This window comes from Alkalitalea saponilacus, assembly GCF_900168165.1.
GTDB lineage: Bacteria > Bacteroidota > Bacteroidia > Bacteroidales > Marinilabiliaceae > Natronoflexus > Natronoflexus saponilacus.
Genome location: NZ_FUYV01000015.1, coordinates 76,590 through 94,855 on the forward strand (window position 1 = coordinate 76,590; position 18,266 = coordinate 94,855).

Here is an 18,266-nt window from a genome sequence, read left to right on the forward strand (position 1 = left end):
CTTTTAATTTTCCCATCTGGTATTACAACGATTCATAAAACTCGTTATAAGCATCAATGTATTCATCCTCGTTTTTGTAGTCAAGGAAAGGTTTTCCTGAATCCTGCGAATATTTCTTAACCTCATCATTAATGGTTGGACTTCCTTGAATAACGGCATCAGACATGTTTATTGCCAATTTGGTTAGGCTTACCCATGTTGGATCTTCAAGAATTTTTATTTCCTTCTCACTTACACCCAATGCCTTTATTTTTTGTATTACTTTCGGATCAAGTGGGTTCTGAAACTCGTCATCGTATATGGTATATACGACCTTTGCATTGGCGAAAAATGGATCATCGTTCATGATTTTTTTAATCAGCAATGGAGCCAAAGCTGTAAACCATCCCTGACAATGAACCACATCCGGAGCCCATCGCAGTTTTTTTGTGGTTTCTAAAACACCTCTTGCAAAGAAAATGGCACGCTCATCATTATCCGGGAATTCTGTTCCATCATCATCGGCAACAGTCGCTTTCCTTGAAAAATAATCCTCGTTGTCAATAAAATAAACCTGCATACGAGCAGCCTGGATAGAAGCCACTTTAATGATTAACGGGTGATCGGTATCATTAATGATTAAATTCATCCCTGATAAACGAATGACTTCGTGCAACTGATTACGACGTTCGTTTATGGTTCCAAACCTCGGCATAAAAGTTCTGATTTCCCTGCCACGTTCCTGAATTCCCTGGGGTAAGTTCCGGGCAATTACCGACATTTCACTTTCGGGAAGATAAGGTGTTATTTCCTGAGAGATAAACAAGACTTTGGTATTTTCCATTTTTCTTGAAAAATTTGAAATTAATTTACAACCAAGCGATGATATACGCTTGGCTGAAATGTACGTGAGCCTATTGCTCACAAAATTGAATATATTCTTAGCTCATTCAAATCACATCCTGCCAAAGGCTTAATATGTATAAAGATGAATATGAAGAGTAGTTTATTTTGATATATCCTGATTGCTTTAGTGTGATACATTTCCTGACATTGCAAATCAGGACTTGTAAACGCCATGCAAAATTACAAAAAATATGGTTCTAAAGCAAAGTTACTTAACAGTCAAAAACCAAGAAGCATGGGATAATGATCGTAAACATCATAACTTCTTAACAAGGAACCCGTAATAAATTAAAAACATTGACACAATTTGCATTTAACGTGTCAATAAGTTTTTTTATGAAATTCTTTTTTATTGTTTGATTTTATTTCCTTTAATTTGCCGCGTTTTTTATTTTTAAACAATGATGGAAATTGTTGAATCGTCGGAGCAGCTGTCCGGAATTATTAACAATGTGAAAGCTCAGGGTAAAACTGTAGGCTTTGTGCCAACTATGGGAGCCTTGCATCAGGGACACATATCGTTGGTGAATAAAGCCGCTGAAACTTGCGACTTTGTATTGGTGAGCGTATTTGTTAATCCAACGCAGTTCAATAATCCGGATGATTTGGAACGCTATCCGCGTGATTTGGCAAAGGATTTGCACTTACTTAAAGATACTGGTTGTGAACTTGTTTTCGCACCAACTGTTAAAGAGATATATCCCAAACCCGATACCAGGATTTTTGATTTTGGGAATCTTGATAAAGTCATGGAAGGGGAACATCGACCCGGCCATTTTAACGGAGTGGCCCAGGTTGTAAGCCGATTGTTTGATATTACGCAACCGGATTATGCATTTTTTGGAGAAAAAGATTTTCAACAACTGGCGGTAATAAGAGCAATGGTTCGTCAGGAGAATTTTGATGTAAAAATTGTGCCATGCCCCACCATCCGTGAGGAAGACGGACTTGCAATGAGCTCAAGAAACCTGCTGTTAACCCCGCAACAACGAAAAAAAGCACCAATTATAGCACGTACATTGTTTGAATCTTGTAATTTTGTCAACGCAAAGAGTATTGACAAAACCATAGAATATGTCATAAATTCCATTAACAGAGAAGAAGAGCTGAAGGTGGAATATTTCGAAATAGCCGATGCAGATACGCTGCTACCCATAAAAAACTGGAAGGAGAGTGAACACATCGTTGGATGCATTGCAGTTTTTGCCGGTGAAATACGATTGATTGATAATGTGATTTACAAAAAAGGTATATCATGAACATTCATGTTGTGAAGTCGAAGTTACACAACGTAACGGTTACAGAAGCCAACCTGAACTATGTGGGAAGCATCACCATTGACGAAGAGTTAATGGAAGCGGCCAATATAATGGAGAACGAGAAAGTTCAGGTGGTTAACAACAACAACGGAGAGCGAATTGAAACCTATGTTATTACTGGTGAAAGAGGCTCCGGTGTTATTTGTCTGAATGGCGCAGCTGCCCGAAAAGTAGCCGTTGGTGATGTGGTTATCATCATCACTTACGCCATCATGTCCCAGGAAGAGGCAAAAAGTTTTAAACCGATTTTTATTTTTCCGGATACCGAAACAAACAAGTTGGTATAGGAAATTTAAAATCATAAACCGAAACAAAACCAGACTTTGTGATTACAAAGTCTGGTTTTTTCTTATCCATTTTCCCATTTTTGTATTCTCAGCAGTTAATTTCGAAATATGGCCAAAACCAAATCAGTTTTTGTTTGCCAGAATTGTGGCAGCGAATCACCCAAGTGGATTGGGAAATGCTATTCGTGTGGCGAATGGAACACTTTCGTGGAAGAGAAAGTGATGACTGGCAAACCCAAAGGGGAATCGGCTGTTTTCGTTTCCGAAAACAGCATGAGACAAAAACCTCAGCCGGTAAATTCGGTAAACGTAGAACAACTTCCCCGCATCAATACAAATATTGATGAGTTTAACCGTGTGCTGGGAGGTGGCATGGTTCCGGGCTCCATTGTTCTCCTGGGAGGCGAGCCGGGAATTGGAAAATCCACCTTGGTGCTTCAAATGGCTTTAAAGCTCACAAGTCAAAAAATACTTTATGTTTCGGGTGAAGAGAGTCCCCAACAGATAAAACTCCGTGCCGACCGTCTTGCCCCGGGTGAGGGTGAGCATTGCCTGGTGGTAAACGAAACGGCACTGGAAAGAATCGTAAACCACATTGATAACACTGCACCCGAGTTGGTGATTATTGATTCGGTACAAACCATGGAACGCGAAGATATAGAATCTGCCCCGGGGAGTGTTTCGCAAATTCGGGAATGTACCGCGACCATACTGCGTATTGCCAAGGAACGTTCATTGCCTGTTCTATTAATTGGGCACATTAACAAAGAGGGCAGTCTGGCCGGGCCAAAAGTACTGGAACACATGGTGGATGTAGTTCTTCAGTTTGAAGGTGATCGCCATTATATGTATCGGATTCTTCGCTCCATAAAAAACCGGTTTGGTTCTACTTCCGAAATCGGGATTTTTGAAATGCTTTCAAACGGTCTTCGGGAGGTTTCCAACCCCAGCGAATTGCTTCTTTCTCACCAAAACGAAGAGATGAGTGGCATTTCCATTGCCGCTGCCATTGAAGGAATGCGACCATTTCTGATTGAAGTGCAGGCACTGGCCAGCACGGCAGCCTACGGCACACCTCAACGCTCATCCACAGGATTCGATTTGCGAAGACTTAACATGTTACTGGCCGTTTTGGAAAAACGAGCCGGTTTCAAACTGGCCGCAAAAGATGTCTTTCTCAACATTGCAGGAGGACTCAAAGTGAGTGATCCGGCCATTGATTTGGCTGTGGTGAGTGCAGTTTTGTCATCCAATACCGATCTGGCCATTCCAAAAACCATCTGCTTAACCGGTGAAGTAGGGTTGTCAGGCGAAATTCGTCCGGTAACAAGAATCGAGCAACGCATCAGCGAAGCAGAAAAGCTGGGGTTTAAAACCATTGTAGTACCCCGGTACAACAAAGGCATTGACTTTTCAAAATTTAACATTAATGTATTCCAGGCAGGGAAAATCGAAGAGGCTTTCAGGCAACTGTTTTCATGACACTAAAACAATTCATCCCGTTGCCATCTTCCCCAGCCCACTTCAATTTCATCGGCCGAATCAGGAGTAACCTCATCGGGACATGTCAGATCCAAATCAAAATTCAATGGCTTCTCAAACACATCCTCTTCAGTAACACCTGTCTCTGGGTGATCATAAACACCTTGCATATAGAGTGCCCAGATGGGCAATCCAGTATTTGCCCCCTGACCGTGATACAGATTATCAAAGTGAATATCCCTCACTTCTCCTCCAACCCAAACACCAGAAACCAAATTTGGAGTCACTCCAATATACCACCCATCAGAATTATTCTGGGTTGTTCCAGTTTTGCCTCCCATTTGTCCTTTAAACCCATACCTAAAACGCAACCGGTATCCACTTCCGGTATTTACGACTCCCTCCAGTAGGTTCAACATTAAATATGCACTCTCTTCATTGATGGCTTCATTGCGTCGTGGACTAAAGGTAGATATAACGTTACCATACCTGTCTTCAATTCTTGTGACAAATAAAGGCTTTGTATGCACACCCTTATTGGCATAAGTTGAATATGCAGCAACCATCTCACTGAGCGAAAAATCCGGAGTCCCCAATGACAAAGCCGGAACCGGATCCATGGGACTTCGGATACCCAGGGTGCGAATCATTCTTGCAACTGCTTCCGGATTGAACTGTCGCATAATCCACGCGGTTATGTTGTTGTTTGATTGTGCCAGGCCCCACTTTAATGAGACCATTTCTCCTGCTCTTCTTTCACTTGTGGTACGAGGTGTCCAGGTTTGTCCAGTTGGCAGGTAAAATGTTTGTGGGATATTGGGCACCATATCACAGGGAGTGAGCCCTTCCTGCATGGCAAGAGTATAGACAAATGGTTTTATAGTTGATCCCACCTGACGTTTTCCTTGCACAGCCATGTCATATTTAAAGTGGCGGTAACTCGGTCCCCCAACGTAGGCCTTAACATGGCCTGATTGCGGATCCATTGAAAAGAGACTGGCTCGTAAAATCGATTTATAATAATGGATAGAATCCATTGGTGTCATAATGGTATCCACATCACCCTGATAAGTGAAAACCCTCATTGAAACGGGCTGATTAAATATTTGTCTGATGCTGTCTGCAGAAACACCAGCAGAGCTTAAGGTGCGGTATCTTTCCGTTTGACGCATAGCTCGATGGATAATCGACTCATACTGTTCCTGGGTAATGTTTCTTGAGAATGGCGACCTCGGACGACCTCTTTTTTCTCTCCAGAATTGAGGTTGCAGGGTTTCTCCAAGATGCTTTGTTAAAGCAGCTTCAGCCGAGCGTTGCATTCGTGAATCGATGGTTGTATATATTTTTAATCCATCGTTGTAAATGCTGTAGCGACTTCCATCTGCCTTCAGGTTTTTATGTACCCATCCATACAATGGATTGGTATTCCATTCAATGCTATCTTCAATAAATCGCGGAGTATCCCAGGAGGCATAATTCTCCCTTAGAGGCTGGCGTGCTGTTAATGTTGTTCTTAAATACTCTCTGAAATATGGAGCCAGTCCACCAATGTGATCAGTCCTATTGAATTCCAAATATAACGGCAAATGACGTAAAGAGTCAAATTCCTCCCTGGTAATGTATTTTGCTTTTAGCATCTGCCCCAATACCACGTTCCGGCGAGACGTTACCAATTCCGGACGACGAACCGGATTAAATAATGAGGGATTCTTAAGCATACCAACAAGAACGGCTGCCTCTTCAACTTTTAAAGAATCCTGAGTCGTACTAAAAAAAGTAGCGGCAGCAGATCTGATTCCATAAGCATCGTAAATAAACGGTGCTTTATTCAAGTACATGGTTAGAATTTCTTCTTTTGTATAGCTTCTCTCAAGCTTTACGGCAATGATCCACTCCTTTAATTTCTGTGCACTTCTGTCCCAGATATTTCTTGCAGGATCATGAAAAAGAAGTTTGGCCAACTGTTGGGTAATGGTACTTCCCCCACCTGCTCCCTGATCGCGCATCAGGATGGTGCGCACTAAAACCCGGGCCAAACCCCGCGCATCAATTCCGGAGTGATCATAAAAACGGACATCTTCGGTTGCTACCAAAGCGTTTATTACATTTGGAGATATCTCATGAAATTCAACAGGTGTTCGGTTCTCAAGAAAGAAAGTGCTTAACAATACATTGTCTGCTGAATATATTTCTGTAGCAAGGTTGCTGTGTGGATTCTCCAACTCCTCGAACCCGGGCATAAACCCAAGAGCTCCGGAAGAAAGCAAAGAAAACAAAAGTACTATAAGCAATATTGCTCCGGCGAAGATGCCGTACATCCACAATACAATTTTTTTTATCGTTGTTTTTTGTTCCATTTCTTAAAATATCAAGATCTCATTACCGGGTAAAATTAGAAAAAAAATACCGCTCTACCTTCAAAATAGACACAATATCAAAAAACATTCCATTAAATAGAAAACTTCAATTATTCTAAACTCCATGATTACCCTATAATGTTGATTATTTATAGCATAGATACAGATATTAATCACCAGAAAACTTTATCAAAATTAAATCTGATTGATGCAATATAGTCCATCCTATTCGTAAAAGGAGAATTCTATAGTTTAGCTAATTCATGAATAATAAACAAAACAGGAAATCCTGTTTTGTTTATCCTACTGCGAATGTGTTTTATCAACTTTTTTAATCATATCATCAAAAAAACGCAACATTGATTAATGCTCTCATCCAAAGAATTACTAATTTTAAACTTTAGACAAAACAGATATAGTCGTTAAACCCTTAAAATGTTGCCTATTACATCAATAACAAATCAAGGTTAATGTAAACCTAAAGAGCTTATAACCACCCAAAACAGCCTAATGAATTTAAAGGAGATAGTAAATAGATTCCTTCCCGGTCAAACTTCTGCAATCAGTGGAAATTTGTCAGAAACAACGAATACTGTATGTGCCTACAAAACTGCTCATTCTGCAATATCGGGCAATTCAGTACCAGGTCACCTACCTCTTACCATCTCAAATATTCTCTCTTCTTCAGGCTCTTTTGATGCAAAATTACAGAAGGTTGTTAATTATCTTGGGTTATACACAAACGTATGCCGGGTGTATATATTTGAGAATTCATCCGATGGTGAAACCTGTAGCAACCGTTATGAATGGTGCAACGAAGATGTGATTTCGCAAAAGGAGAACTTACAAAACATCTCATTCAAATCCGTTCCTTCATGGATGAAGTTACTTAAAGAAGAAGGTCAGATTGAAGCGGTAAGCGTTGAAAGAGAGTTGCCAGCAGACATTTCGTCTGTTTTAACTCAACAGGATATTAAATCGATATTGGTTTTCCCAATTCAAATTGGGAAAAAAATCACTGGCTTTGCTGGTTACGATGAGTGCAAACAACATCGCCATTGGAGCGATTTAGACAAATCACTCTTAGCAACCGTTTCAAAACTTCTGAGTAACGCCTACCAACAAGAGCACTCCATCAGATTCATCAGAAAGAGTCTACAGAAACAGCAATTCCTTTTTGATATTGCGTCTTTGATAAATCAAGCTAAAACCCTTGATGAACCTCTTGGAAAAATTGCTGAGAAAATTTCTACAACATGGGGGCTTTCCGGCTTTGCTTTATATTCAGTTAATGAGCAGTATTCTAAACAATTTCGACTGGCTACCGCGTACTCTGATACAAGCCAGGATGTCAGTTTTCCGGAACAGGTATTGCTTCCTGACTCAGGTTCTATTATCACAATCCCGAGCCACAGGGATGAATCACAAAACAAACAGGAATACTCCACAATAACGAAGGAATTAGGGTTTACCACTTCTCTGAACACATTTATTCGGGGCATCAGAACTTTTAATGGGGCAAATGGACTTATCTTTTTATGCTGGACTGAAGCTAACAAGGAATGCCCTATTGAGTACTCAGTACTTGAAACTCTTGCAGGGATGCTGGCAAGGCAAATTGATCATATTAAAACAGAAGAAAAGATTCTTCAAAATCATCAACACATCATCCGGATAAACGAACGGTTGCAAGAAAAGGAGTCGTTTTTGAACAACATCATTTTGGCAGCACCTGTTGGCGTAATCATTGTTAAAGATTATCTTATAAAATATGTAAATCAGCAGGTTTGCGAATCGTTGGGATACAGTAGAGAGGAATTGCTGGAAAAATCAATTGCCGACTTCTACACAAACAATGAAGAGGTTGAAAAATTAACCAAAAAATTCTTCCGGGAAATTGAGGTTAAGGGAATTTCTTCAATGGATTTGCATTTAAGAAAGAAAGACGGAACTCCACTTTTCTATCAAATTACAGGAACACCTGGCCCTGAAACCAAAAACGAAGATCTTTTCCTGTTAATAGGGCAAGACCTTACAGAGATAAAAACCATCGAAAACAGCCTAATCGAAAGCGAACAACGCAACAGTAGAATTATTGAGGCTAATATTGATGGCATTTTTATAATGAGTGAACCCGGAAAACTCGTATATGTCAACAAATCTGCGTGCGATCAAACTGGATATAACAAGGAAGAACTGACAAAACTAAGTCTTAGCGAATTGTTCCCAGATAAAAACGGAATCAGGGATTATCTTAAAATCATCAATCAGTTACGCCAAGGTTTTGACTACCGTGGAGACAGTCAAATCAGACATAAAAATGGCTCAACTCTATACGTAGAAATACATGGCACCAGTATCATCCTTGCAGGAGAACCACATTTCTATTTTAGCATACACGATATTACCAAACGAAAACAAAACGAGGCAGCTTTAAGACTGAGCGAGAAAAAATTTCGGAGCCTCTCTGAAAACATTCCTGATTGTGTTGTAAGAATTAACAAAAACGGCCTAATTCTTTTTGGAAACACCTTATTTCTTGATTTATATAAATTGTCGGAGAAATTTACAAAGGAGTCCTTATTCCTTTCGGAAGCCCTTCCTGAAGATTTTTCTGACTATTTTACGCCTGCTGTTAATTATGTTTTCAAACAAAAAAAGATCGTTCAACTGGAAATTGATCTTTCACGAAATGGAGAGAAGCAAACATTTGAATGGTCATTGTCTCCCGAGATGGATGATCATGGAAATTGCATTTCTGTATTAGGGATTGGCCGGAATATTACCCCCCGAAAGAAAGTAGAAAAGGAACTACTTCTGGCAAAAGAGAAAGCGGAAGCAGCAGACAAATTAAAATCGGCATTTTTGGCAAATATGAGCCATGAAATACGCACCCCGTTAAATGCCATTGTCGGGTTTTCCAATTTGCTTGAACAAACAGACCCTGAAAGCAGTGACAGAGACGAGTTCATTAAATTAATAAATGATAATGCAGACCAACTCATGTCTCTGATCACAGATATTGTTGACATTTCCAAACTGGAAAGTGGTCATCTGGAGATAAAACGCGAACCGGTTGAAGTTGATCAATATCTTGAATCAATTTATCGTACTTATTTAAAACGAATTTCACTTCAGTTTAAAGAAAAGGTGAATCTGAAATATTCACCTCCTGTTCAACCAAAAGTTAAAACTGCTATAATAGCCGATCCAAACCGGTTTATTCAAACCGTTAATAATCTGCTTGACAATGCCATAAAATTCACTCACCAAGGGACTATTGAGTTTGGATACAACATAGAAGATAAAAAAGTTCGTTTTTTTATCAGAGATACCGGAATAGGCATATCCAAAGAGCACCAACATGTTGTTTTCGATGCTTTTAGGCAAGAGGACGAAACCAATGCCCGAAAATATGGGGGAACGGGTCTAGGCCTAACGTTATGCCGAAAATTAATTGAGGCCATGAATGGACAAATAGGGCTCATCTCTGAGAAAGGAAAAGGATCTGAATTCTATTTCTACCTCGACAGATTTAAAGAGGAAAAGCAAAAAGCAAAAAGCATAAATGATTTCCAAATAGAACAATTTAGAAACGAGCCACCTTATTGGGAAGGCAAAATAGTGCTTTTGGTTAGCTTTAACAGCAATACACACATCCGAGCCAAGAACATCCTGAATAAAACGGGAATAACAATCCTTTCAGCCCGTTCGCTAGCTGCACTCTACAAACTTATGGATATAAGAGAGGATATAGACCTTGTTCTTATTGATGAAGAGTTTGAACGAAATAAGGACATTGTGAAGCCACATGATGATTTCAGTCTCCTCCTGCTAAGACATGGTAACAAACACCACTCCAGCCCTGTTCCTGAGAAGTTTGATGGGAGTGTTATTTTAAACGGAAATGAAGCAGAATTTATTAATCGCTTGAAGATTTTTCTTAACCCGGTAATTACTCCCTGATACAACGTAAAGTACACTGTTCATTCAGCAAATCAGCTTGTCTGCGCATATTATCCATATCGAGTCCAATCTCACGATACAGTTCCATTTGCGAGCCATGTTCGACAAATCGATCTGGCACACCAAGTCGCTTAACAAGGATGTTATCATAACCTTTCTCTGCCATAAACTCCAAAACAGCACTCCCTAATCCTCCAATTATGGTACCGTCCTCTACTGTTATTAAACCTTTATATTTTTGACAGACGGATTTCAACAGTTCTTCATCAATTGGTTTTATGAAGCGCATATCGTAATGCCCTACTAACAGCCCTTCTTTTTCAAGCTGATTGCAAACTCGTGCCACTTTAGCTCCAATGGGACCGACAGAAATAAATGCGATCTGGTTGCCTTCTTTCAGTTTACGACCACTTCCAATCTTTATCTCTTCAAATGGTTTTTGCCACTCAACAATAGAACCAATCCCCCTTGGATAGCGGATGGCAAATGGCCCCTGATTTGGCAACTGAGCTGTATACATCAGATTTCTTAATTCCAATTCATCCATGGGTGATGCGAGGATAAGGTTTGGTACAGACCTTAGAAAGGACAAATCATAAACACCATGATGAGTCGCTCCGTCGGCACCCACAAGACCTCCTCTATCCAGGCAAAATACCACATTCAGATTTTGAAGTGCTACATCATGAATCACCTGATCAAATGCCCTTTGCATGAATGATGAGTAGATATTACAAAATGGTACCATACCGGAAATGGCCAGGCCTGCAGAGAAAGTAACGGCGTGCTGTTCGGCAATTCCCACATCGAAAGCGCGGTCGGGCATCTCTTCCATCATGATATTCAGACTGCAACCGGTTGGCATTGCAGGTGTGATACCAACAATTTTTTCATTGAGGCGTGCAAGTTCCACGATGGTATGCCCAAACACATCCTGAAACCTGGGCGGTTTTGGATGAAGTGAAGGAATGTCGATCATCTGACCTGTAGTTTTGTCAAACTTGCCTCCAGGAGCATGCCAGGCTGTTTGATTTTCTTCAGCCAACTTAAAACCTTTACCCTTTTTTGTGATCACATGAAGCACTTTTGGTCCCGGCAGTGCTTTAAGGTCCGACAGAATTGAAGTGAGGTGCATCACATCATGTCCATCCACCGGACCAAAATAACGTACATTAAGACCTTCAAAAATATTGGTTTGTCGTGTAAGGAGTGCTTTAATGCTGTTGTTAATCTTAACAATCATCTCCCGCGAGCGGGGGCCGGTAATCTTGAGTTTACCTAATCCTTTAAGCAATTCCCGACGCACTCTATTGTATGTTTTGCTCGTGGCAATATCCACCAGATATTCACTTAATCCACCCACATTTGGATCGATGGCCATGTTGTTATCGTTAAGAATGACCAACACATTGGCCTGCGAAGCTGCCAGATTATTTAATCCTTCAAAAGCCAGACCGGCTGTCATAGCGCCGTCACCAATTACAGCAACCGCGTGACGATTCGTAAAACCTTGCTTTTTAAAAGCAATGGCCATTCCTAAAGCTGCGGAAATAGAAGTGGATGAGTGCCCTACAGTAAAGGCATCGTATTCACTTTCAAAAATATTGGGAAACCCACTGATGCCTTTGTATTTTCGATTGGTATGAAAACTGTCCCTGCGTCCGGTCAATATTTTGTGCCCATAGGCCTGATGGCCTACATCCCACACCAGTTTGTCATCAGGTGTATTAAAGATATAATGAAGAGCTACGGTAAGTTCAACAACCCCCAAACTGGCACCAAAATGCGCAGGATTACATGACACTGCGTCAATAATAAAATCACGCAACTCCTGACATACCTGCGTCAGTTCGTTTTCACTTAACCGGCGCAAATCATGCGGTGAATTTATTTTACTCAAAAGGGGGTATGCGGCCTCTTCCATTCCTGATTGTTAACTTATGCTGCAAAGATAACACTTTGTTAATATTTATCTTAACTTTCAGTGCAATTGAGAATGATTTTAACTTTATTAGAATGTGGCTGAATATCAATCGTAAAATATCACACGGGTTATATTTTTTGAATCTGCTTTCCATTAAACGAATTGTTAACTTATTAAAGCTAACAACCTCATTTTTTCTGTCAAGATTAATTAGGAAACCTATGGTTAAAGGAAAACCATGGACGATTTCTGTGGAACCTTCGGGACAATGTAATCTACAATGTCCCGAATGTCCGGTAGGAGCAGCTGTCTTAAACCGAAAAGGAGGATTTATGACTACTGAACTGTTTCAAAAAACAGTTCAGCAAGCCGGAAAATCTTTGTTCTATATCAATTTTTTCTTTCAGGGCGAACCAACTCTAAATCCACATATAGCACAGATGTTAACGATAGCCACAGAAAACCGAATCTATTCAAACATGAGTACCAATGGGCATTTACTTACCCCGGAAAGGAGTCGTGCATTGGTTCAATCCGGTCTGAGTCGGGTTATTGTTTCCGTTGATGGATTAACAAGTGAAACCTACGCCATATACAGGCGAGGGGGCTCCCTTTTTAAAACAGACACAGGTATTCGCAACCTGATTTCTGCCCGAAACAGCTTGAAATCAAAAACACCATTTATTACCGTTCAGTTTTTGGTCTTCAGACACAATGAACATGAAATACCTTTGCTTAAAAATTGGTGCAAAACCGTTGGTGCCGACCAGCTGGAAATTAAAACAGCTCAGTTTAACGATTATGGTGATGGCAGTGTAAAACCTCCGGTGAACTCAAAATACTCTCGCTACAATTTAGCCAAAGATGGCTCCTTGCAACATAAAGGACGTATCTATAACCACTGTTTTAAACAGTGGGGAGGAATGGTGGTTTCCTGGGACGGACAAAGTGCTCCCTGCTGTTATGATAAAAACCTGGATTTTTCGGCGGGAAACATCAAGGATATTTCATTTAACGGAATATGGGACAGCGATAAAATGAAAGATTTCCGCAACCAAATACTAAACAACAAGAAAGCGATTGATATGTGCAGAAACTGCCCCGAAGGAAGAAACCCATTGCTTTAATTAGGCTCAGTAGATGGAAAAGGACAAACCAGCTCCAATGCCTTGGAAAGGCTGTCAGAAGTCTCGGCCAACACCATGAGTTTATCTCCGGGGTAGATAAACGTGTTTCCGTTGGGCGTTAGAAACTTATTGTGTCTTTTAATCATCACAATAAGTGCTGTCTTAGGAAATCCAAGGTCAACAATCTTTTTACCGGCTGCCGGACTGTCTTCTTCTATATCCACTTCGATTAATTCTGATTTAACCGTGTCGGATAATTCAATATCGGCAGGCGTTCTGCGTCTGAGTTTGTGCGGCAATGCCACACGAAGTAGTTTTGAGACCAATGGTAAGGAGGTTCCCTGAACTATAACCGATATAATGGTAATGAAGAATACCAGATTAAAAATAATTTGTGCCTTTTCCAACCCGATAAGGGTTGGATAGGTGGCAAATACAATGGGAACAGCTCCACGTAATCCAACCCATGAGATAAAAAGACGGTCACGCATGTGCATTTTAAACACACTGAGAGATAACATGACGGCCACAGGTCTTGCAAAAAAGATTAAGAACAACGAGATTAAAACACCTGGAATTATCAATGGTATCATTTGCGATGGATAAACCAATAATCCCAAGGTGAGAAATAGAATTATCTGCATAAGCCAAGCAATTCCATCGAAGAACTTGATGAGTGACTTTTTGTGTATCAGTTCCCGGTTTCCTAAAAATACACCACAAATATAAACAGCCAGAAATCCGTTTCCGTTAAGAAACTGTGTGGCCGAAAATGTCAGAATGACCAAAGCCAAAGCCAATACAGGATAGAGTCCTTCGTAGTCGAGTTTTATTCGGTTTATGACGAGTTGCCCTAACTTCCCCAATCCAAATCCCATCACTGCACCAATGGAAAACTGTAGAAAAAATAGAGGGATAATACTCAATAAAGTTTTATCAGGTGCCTGAATAATAGAAATAAGAGATACGGTGAGGAAATATGCCATGGGGTCGTTACTCCCACTTTCGAGTTCCAGGGTAGGACGTAATTGGCCTTTTAAACTCACGCTTTTAGAACGCAAGATGGAGAATACCGCGGCGGCATCGGTTGAGGAGACTATTGCCCCCAATAATAGTGACTCCAGGAATGAGAATGAAGTAAAATGCCATACAGGCAAAGCCACCAACAAAGCTGTAAATACAACGCCAAAAGTTGAAAGCATCACTCCTTTTCCGATTACCGGCCGAATACTTTTCCAACTTGTATCAAAACCTCCGGAAAAAAGAATATAATTCAGTGCTATAATTCCGATGGCCTTTGCTGTTCCCGGGTCGTCAAATGGGATTCTTCCGAGCCCCTCTGACCCTGCCAGCATTCCTATCAATAAAAACAACAAAAGTGTGGGTATTCCTAATCGGTAAGATGTTTTACCGGCCAGAATACTGATAAATAGAAGTAACGATATTACCAATAAAAGTTGTTCAATGGGAATGCTCATAGGTACAAGATGGCATGAATCTAAGAAACAAATATAATGATAATACTTGTGAGAGGAACAATCAAATTTGACAGTGGTTCAAAAAAATTGCCGGCCTTCGGCCGGCAATAAATATGCTACAAATTCTTAAAGAGTTCGGTCATACTAACTTTCTCGGAAATTATTCCTTTTAATTCGGAAATGCTGACCCGCTCTTGTTTCATGGTATCGCGATGACGGATGGTCACTGTTTTGTCCTCCAACGACTGATGGTCGATGGTGATACAGAACGGTGTTCCAATGGCATCTTGTCGACGGTAACGTTTTCCAATGGAGTCTTTCTCATCGTACTGGCAATTGAAATGGAATTTGAGGTCGTTTACAATTTCTTTGGCCATTTCAGGAAGCCCGTCTTTTTTCACCAGTGGTAAAACGGCCAGTTTTACCGGTGCAATGACCGGTGGCAGTTTTAATACCACGCGAGACTCTTTTTTCCCGTCTTTTCCTTCTACCTCTTCCTCGCAATAAGCTCCTGCCAGCATACTCAGGAACATTCTGTCAACACCTATTGAAGTCTCTACCACATAAGGTACGTAACTTTCACCTTTTTCAGGATCATAATAAGTTATTTTTCGACCGGAATACTCCTGGTGCTGCGTTAGGTCAAAATCTGTGCGGGAGTGAATTCCTTCCACCTCTTTGAAACCGAAAGGCATTTCAAACTCAATATCGGTGGCGGCGTTGGCATAGTGAGCCAGTTTGTCGTGGTCGTGGAAGCGATATTTATGCTCACCCATGCCGAGCGACTGGTGCCATTTCATTCGTACTTCCTTCCACTTTTCAAACCACTTTAGTTCTTCGCCAGGCGCAACAAAGAATTGCATCTCCATCTGCTCAAATTCACGCATGCGGAAAATGAATTGGCGAGCCACGATCTCATTTCGGAAGGCTTTTCCGATTTGAGCTATCCCGAATGGGATTTTCATACGTCCGGTTTTCTGAACATTCAGGAAATTAACAAAAATCCCCTGAGCAGTTTCCGGACGCAGAAAAACTTTTAAAGCGCCATCTGCAGTAGAGCCCATTTCGGTAGAAAACATCAGGTTGAACTGACGAACATCGGTCCAGTTTTTTGTGCCTGAAATGGGGCAAACCACATCGTAATCTTCTATGATTTTTTTCAGCTCAGCAAGGTCATTGTCGTGAAGAGCTTTTACAAAACGGCTGTGTATTTCTTCTTTCTTTTTGAGGTTTTCCTGCACCCGTGGGTTGGTTTCACGAAACATGGCCTCGTCGAAACTATCGCCAAACCTTTTGGCAGCTTTTTCAACCTCTTTATCCATTTTCGCGTCAAATTTGGCCATTAAATCCTCAATCAACACATCGGCACGGTAACGCTTTTTGCTGTCTTTATTATCAATCAGCGGATCGTTAAATGCATCCACATGGCCTGATGCTTTCCAGACTGTGGGGTGCATGAAAATGGCAGAATCCAGTCCTACCACGTTGTCGTTCAACAACACCATGGAGTCCCACCAATATTTTTTTATATTGTTCTTTAGTTCAACTCCGTACTGCCCGTAATCATAAACCGCAGCCAATCCATCGTATATTTCGCTGCTTTGAAATACAAATCCATACTCTTTACAGTGTGCAACCAGTTTCTTAAACACATCTTCCTGAGCCATAATAAAAACTTTAAGCTGTTATTTTTATAATTTATTGTTTGCAAAACATAGAAAATTCCGCGTGACGGAATTTTAAGGCTATAGCCTGCCATTTTAAACCACAAAAATAACTCAAAATTTGAGTTTTACAGCATTTTAGGGAGAATTAACTAATTGGGTCTATTAATAAAACATCAATTTATAAGTATTTTATTGAATTGAAAAAACAATATAACTCACAAAGCCTTTCAGACAGTTTTGCTTAAATGAATTCAGGCAAATTAAAATAAATTACAAACACACCTTCCAGATTACCTTCTGATATTGTTAACTTAAACTAAATGACTGTTTCGTCCTTTTAAAACAAGTAACTTTGCATAATCATGAATAAAGTTAGTTTCAACATCATAAATCCTTCGCGATTTCCGTTTTTCTATGGCTATGTGGTAATGGTGATGGGCACACTTGGCGTTTGGGCAAGTTTGCCGGGGCAAACGGTGGGGGTTTCAATTTTTACCGATCCGGGAAAGGAGGCCGTTGGCTTAAGTCGCGACCAGTTCAGCACAGCTTATATGATTGGGACGCTTATGAGTTCATTCTTCATAAGCGCAGCTGGAAGGTGGTTCGACAGATACGGGGCACGAATTGTGGCTGCGGCATCGGCATTGGTGCTTGCTGCATCCCTTTTACTGGCATCCATCGCGCATAAGTTGACTGCAGGAATAGAGTCCCTTTTTTCTTTTAACCATTGGGTTATTCCCTTTGTTGTAATGGTTTTGCTTTTTTTTATGTTTCGATTCTCGGGGCAAGGTGTTCTTACCATGTCATCCAGAAACATGGTAATGAAGTGGTTTGAGCGTTACCGTGGAAGAGTTAACGCGTTTAGCGCGTTGAGTATTTCACTGGGTTTTTCAATAGCTCCTGTAATACTGGATCGATTAATTACAACCTTCCAATGGGATGGAGCCTGGCGTGTAATGGGCTTTTCCTTGTTGCTGATGACCATCCTTATAATTCTCACTTTTCGGGATAATCCCGAAAAATATGGACTTATTCCCGATGGGAGAAAGGCCAAAAAAGGTAGCAAGGCCATTGAGAGCAAACCACTACGCAGTTTTGAGCCGAAAGAAGCATTCCAAACAAGGGCATTCTGGATGTATGCATTGATGCTCTCCTTCAACTCTTTTTTTATTACCGGTTTTACATTTCACGTCATCTCAATTTTTGAAACTTCGGGCTACGCGCGAAGTGAAGCCGTTGCTATTTTTATTCCCATAGCCGTGGTTTCGGTGGCAATATCTCTCATATTTAACTTTATTTCGGACTGGATACGATTAAAAGTTCTGTTATACATTATGATTGGCGGAGGACTGCTGGCTTCTCTGGGCATGGGGATGATTTCATCAACAACAGGAGTTTATCTGATTGTTGCAGGTCAGGGCATTATGGGCGGAATGTTTTCTGTATTGAATGCGGTAACATGGCCGCGACTTTTTGGGAGGAAATACATCGGTACCATTTCAGGAAAAGCTATGGCTATGATTGTTTTTGCCAGTGCATTGGCTCCGGTTCTATTCAGCCTCTCGCATACTCGGTTGGGAAATTACGAGTACATTGCCATTCCCTCAGTTCTGTTCGTTATTTTTGTCGCTCTGGCATCAATAAAAGCGAATAACCCAAGATTGCCTGCCTAATTTTTGGCACTGAAATTGATTAAAAAAATCAAACGCAGAGACACAAAGACGCAAAGCAATTTATTATTATGCATAGGAGACCAACGTCCTTTATGCCAACT

The 18,266-nt window shown here is 40.7% G+C and carries 11 protein-coding genes; 6 read left to right on the plus strand and 5 right to left on the minus strand.

The window, feature by feature from the left end; all coding sequences use genetic code 11:
- Positions 1-22 precede the first annotated feature (22 nt).
- The gene (locus B5X70_RS12390; protein ID WP_079558221.1) at positions 23-823 is read right to left on the minus strand and encodes a glycogen/starch synthase; all 801 of its coding nucleotides are present in this window, start codon (positions 821-823) and stop codon (positions 23-25) included.
- Between the two features lie 463 nt (positions 824-1,286).
- Here B5X70_RS12390 and panC point away from each other — a divergent pair, with 463 nt between their 5' ends.
- The 3 genes from panC to radA all read left to right on the plus strand — a co-directional run bounded on the left by panC (position 1,287) and on the right by radA (position 3,973).
- Positions 1,287-2,144 (plus strand): pantoate--beta-alanine ligase, encoded by an 858-nt coding sequence (gene panC / locus B5X70_RS12395; RefSeq protein ID WP_232468275.1) that lies wholly within the window; start codon positions 1,287-1,289, stop codon positions 2,142-2,144.
- Complete coding sequence (panD, locus tag B5X70_RS12400) at positions 2,141-2,491, plus strand: aspartate 1-decarboxylase (protein WP_079558222.1); 351 nt, start codon at positions 2,141-2,143, stop codon at positions 2,489-2,491. The genes panC and panD overlap by 4 nt, the downstream gene beginning before the upstream one ends.
- A gap of 108 nt (positions 2,492-2,599) precedes the next feature.
- A complete protein-coding gene (radA, locus tag B5X70_RS12405; RefSeq protein WP_079558223.1) occupies positions 2,600-3,973 on the plus strand; it encodes a DNA repair protein RadA in 1,374 nt (457 codons plus the stop codon).
- Between the two features lie 2 nt (positions 3,974-3,975).
- On the opposite strand, the gene B5X70_RS12410 is transcribed toward radA, so the two are convergent.
- Complete coding sequence (locus B5X70_RS12410; RefSeq protein ID WP_079558224.1) at positions 3,976-6,330, minus strand: transglycosylase domain-containing protein; 2,355 nt, start codon at positions 6,328-6,330, stop codon at positions 3,976-3,978.
- A 510-nt stretch (positions 6,331-6,840) separates the two neighbouring features.
- Here B5X70_RS12410 and B5X70_RS12415 point away from each other — a divergent pair.
- Complete coding sequence (locus B5X70_RS12415; RefSeq protein WP_079558225.1) at positions 6,841-10,296, plus strand: PAS domain S-box protein; 3,456 nt, start codon at positions 6,841-6,843, stop codon at positions 10,294-10,296.
- Here B5X70_RS12415 and dxs read toward each other — a convergent pair.
- Entirely contained in the window at positions 10,286-12,220 is a 1,935-nt protein-coding gene (dxs, locus tag B5X70_RS12420; protein WP_079558226.1) for a 1-deoxy-D-xylulose-5-phosphate synthase, read from the minus strand. The two genes, B5X70_RS12415 and dxs, sit on opposite strands and share 11 nt — an antisense overlap.
- A 221-nt stretch (positions 12,221-12,441) precedes the next feature.
- Here dxs and B5X70_RS12425 point away from each other — a divergent pair, with 221 nt between their 5' ends.
- A complete protein-coding gene (locus B5X70_RS12425; RefSeq protein ID WP_159450006.1) occupies positions 12,442-13,347 on the plus strand; it encodes a radical SAM/SPASM domain-containing protein in 906 nt (301 codons plus the stop codon).
- Here the strand turns inward: B5X70_RS12425 and B5X70_RS12430 are convergent.
- Entirely contained in the window at positions 13,344-14,825 is a 1,482-nt protein-coding gene (locus tag B5X70_RS12430; protein WP_079558228.1) for a potassium/proton antiporter, read from the minus strand. The two genes, B5X70_RS12425 and B5X70_RS12430, sit on opposite strands and share 4 nt — an antisense overlap.
- A 116-nt stretch (positions 14,826-14,941) precedes the next feature.
- A complete protein-coding gene (locus tag B5X70_RS12435; protein ID WP_079558229.1) occupies positions 14,942-16,492 on the minus strand; it encodes a glycine--tRNA ligase in 1,551 nt (516 codons plus the stop codon).
- Positions 16,493-16,854: 362 nt separating this feature from the next.
- Here B5X70_RS12435 and B5X70_RS12440 point away from each other — a divergent pair, with 362 nt between their 5' ends.
- The gene (locus B5X70_RS12440; protein WP_079558230.1) at positions 16,855-18,165 is read left to right on the plus strand and encodes an MFS transporter; all 1,311 of its coding nucleotides are present in this window, start codon (positions 16,855-16,857) and stop codon (positions 18,163-18,165) included.
- Positions 18,166-18,266 lie beyond the last annotated feature (101 nt).

Bases quoted from the DNA above. Each gene is read 5' to 3' on its own strand.
- B5X70_RS12390 (WP_079558221.1), bottom strand. From the start codon at position 823: ATGGAAAATACCAAAGTCTTGTTTATCTCTCAGGAAATAACACCTTAT.
- panC (WP_232468275.1), top strand. From the start codon at position 1,287: ATGATGGAAATTGTTGAATCGTCGGAGCAGCTGTCCGGAATTATTAAC.
- panD (WP_079558222.1), top strand. From the start codon at position 2,141: ATGAACATTCATGTTGTGAAGTCGAAGTTACACAACGTAACGGTTACA.
- radA (WP_079558223.1), top strand. From the start codon at position 2,600: ATGGCCAAAACCAAATCAGTTTTTGTTTGCCAGAATTGTGGCAGCGAA.
- B5X70_RS12410 (WP_079558224.1), bottom strand. From the start codon at position 6,330: ATGGAACAAAAAACAACGATAAAAAAAATTGTATTGTGGATGTACGGC.
- B5X70_RS12415 (WP_079558225.1), top strand. From the start codon at position 6,841: ATGAATTTAAAGGAGATAGTAAATAGATTCCTTCCCGGTCAAACTTCT.
- dxs (WP_079558226.1), bottom strand. From the start codon at position 12,220: ATGGAAGAGGCCGCATACCCCCTTTTGAGTAAAATAAATTCACCGCAT.
- B5X70_RS12425 (WP_159450006.1), top strand. From the start codon at position 12,442: ATGGTTAAAGGAAAACCATGGACGATTTCTGTGGAACCTTCGGGACAA.
- B5X70_RS12430 (WP_079558228.1), bottom strand. From the start codon at position 14,825: ATGAGCATTCCCATTGAACAACTTTTATTGGTAATATCGTTACTTCTA.
- B5X70_RS12435 (WP_079558229.1), bottom strand. From the start codon at position 16,492: ATGGCTCAGGAAGATGTGTTTAAGAAACTGGTTGCACACTGTAAAGAG.
- B5X70_RS12440 (WP_079558230.1), top strand. From the start codon at position 16,855: ATGAATAAAGTTAGTTTCAACATCATAAATCCTTCGCGATTTCCGTTT.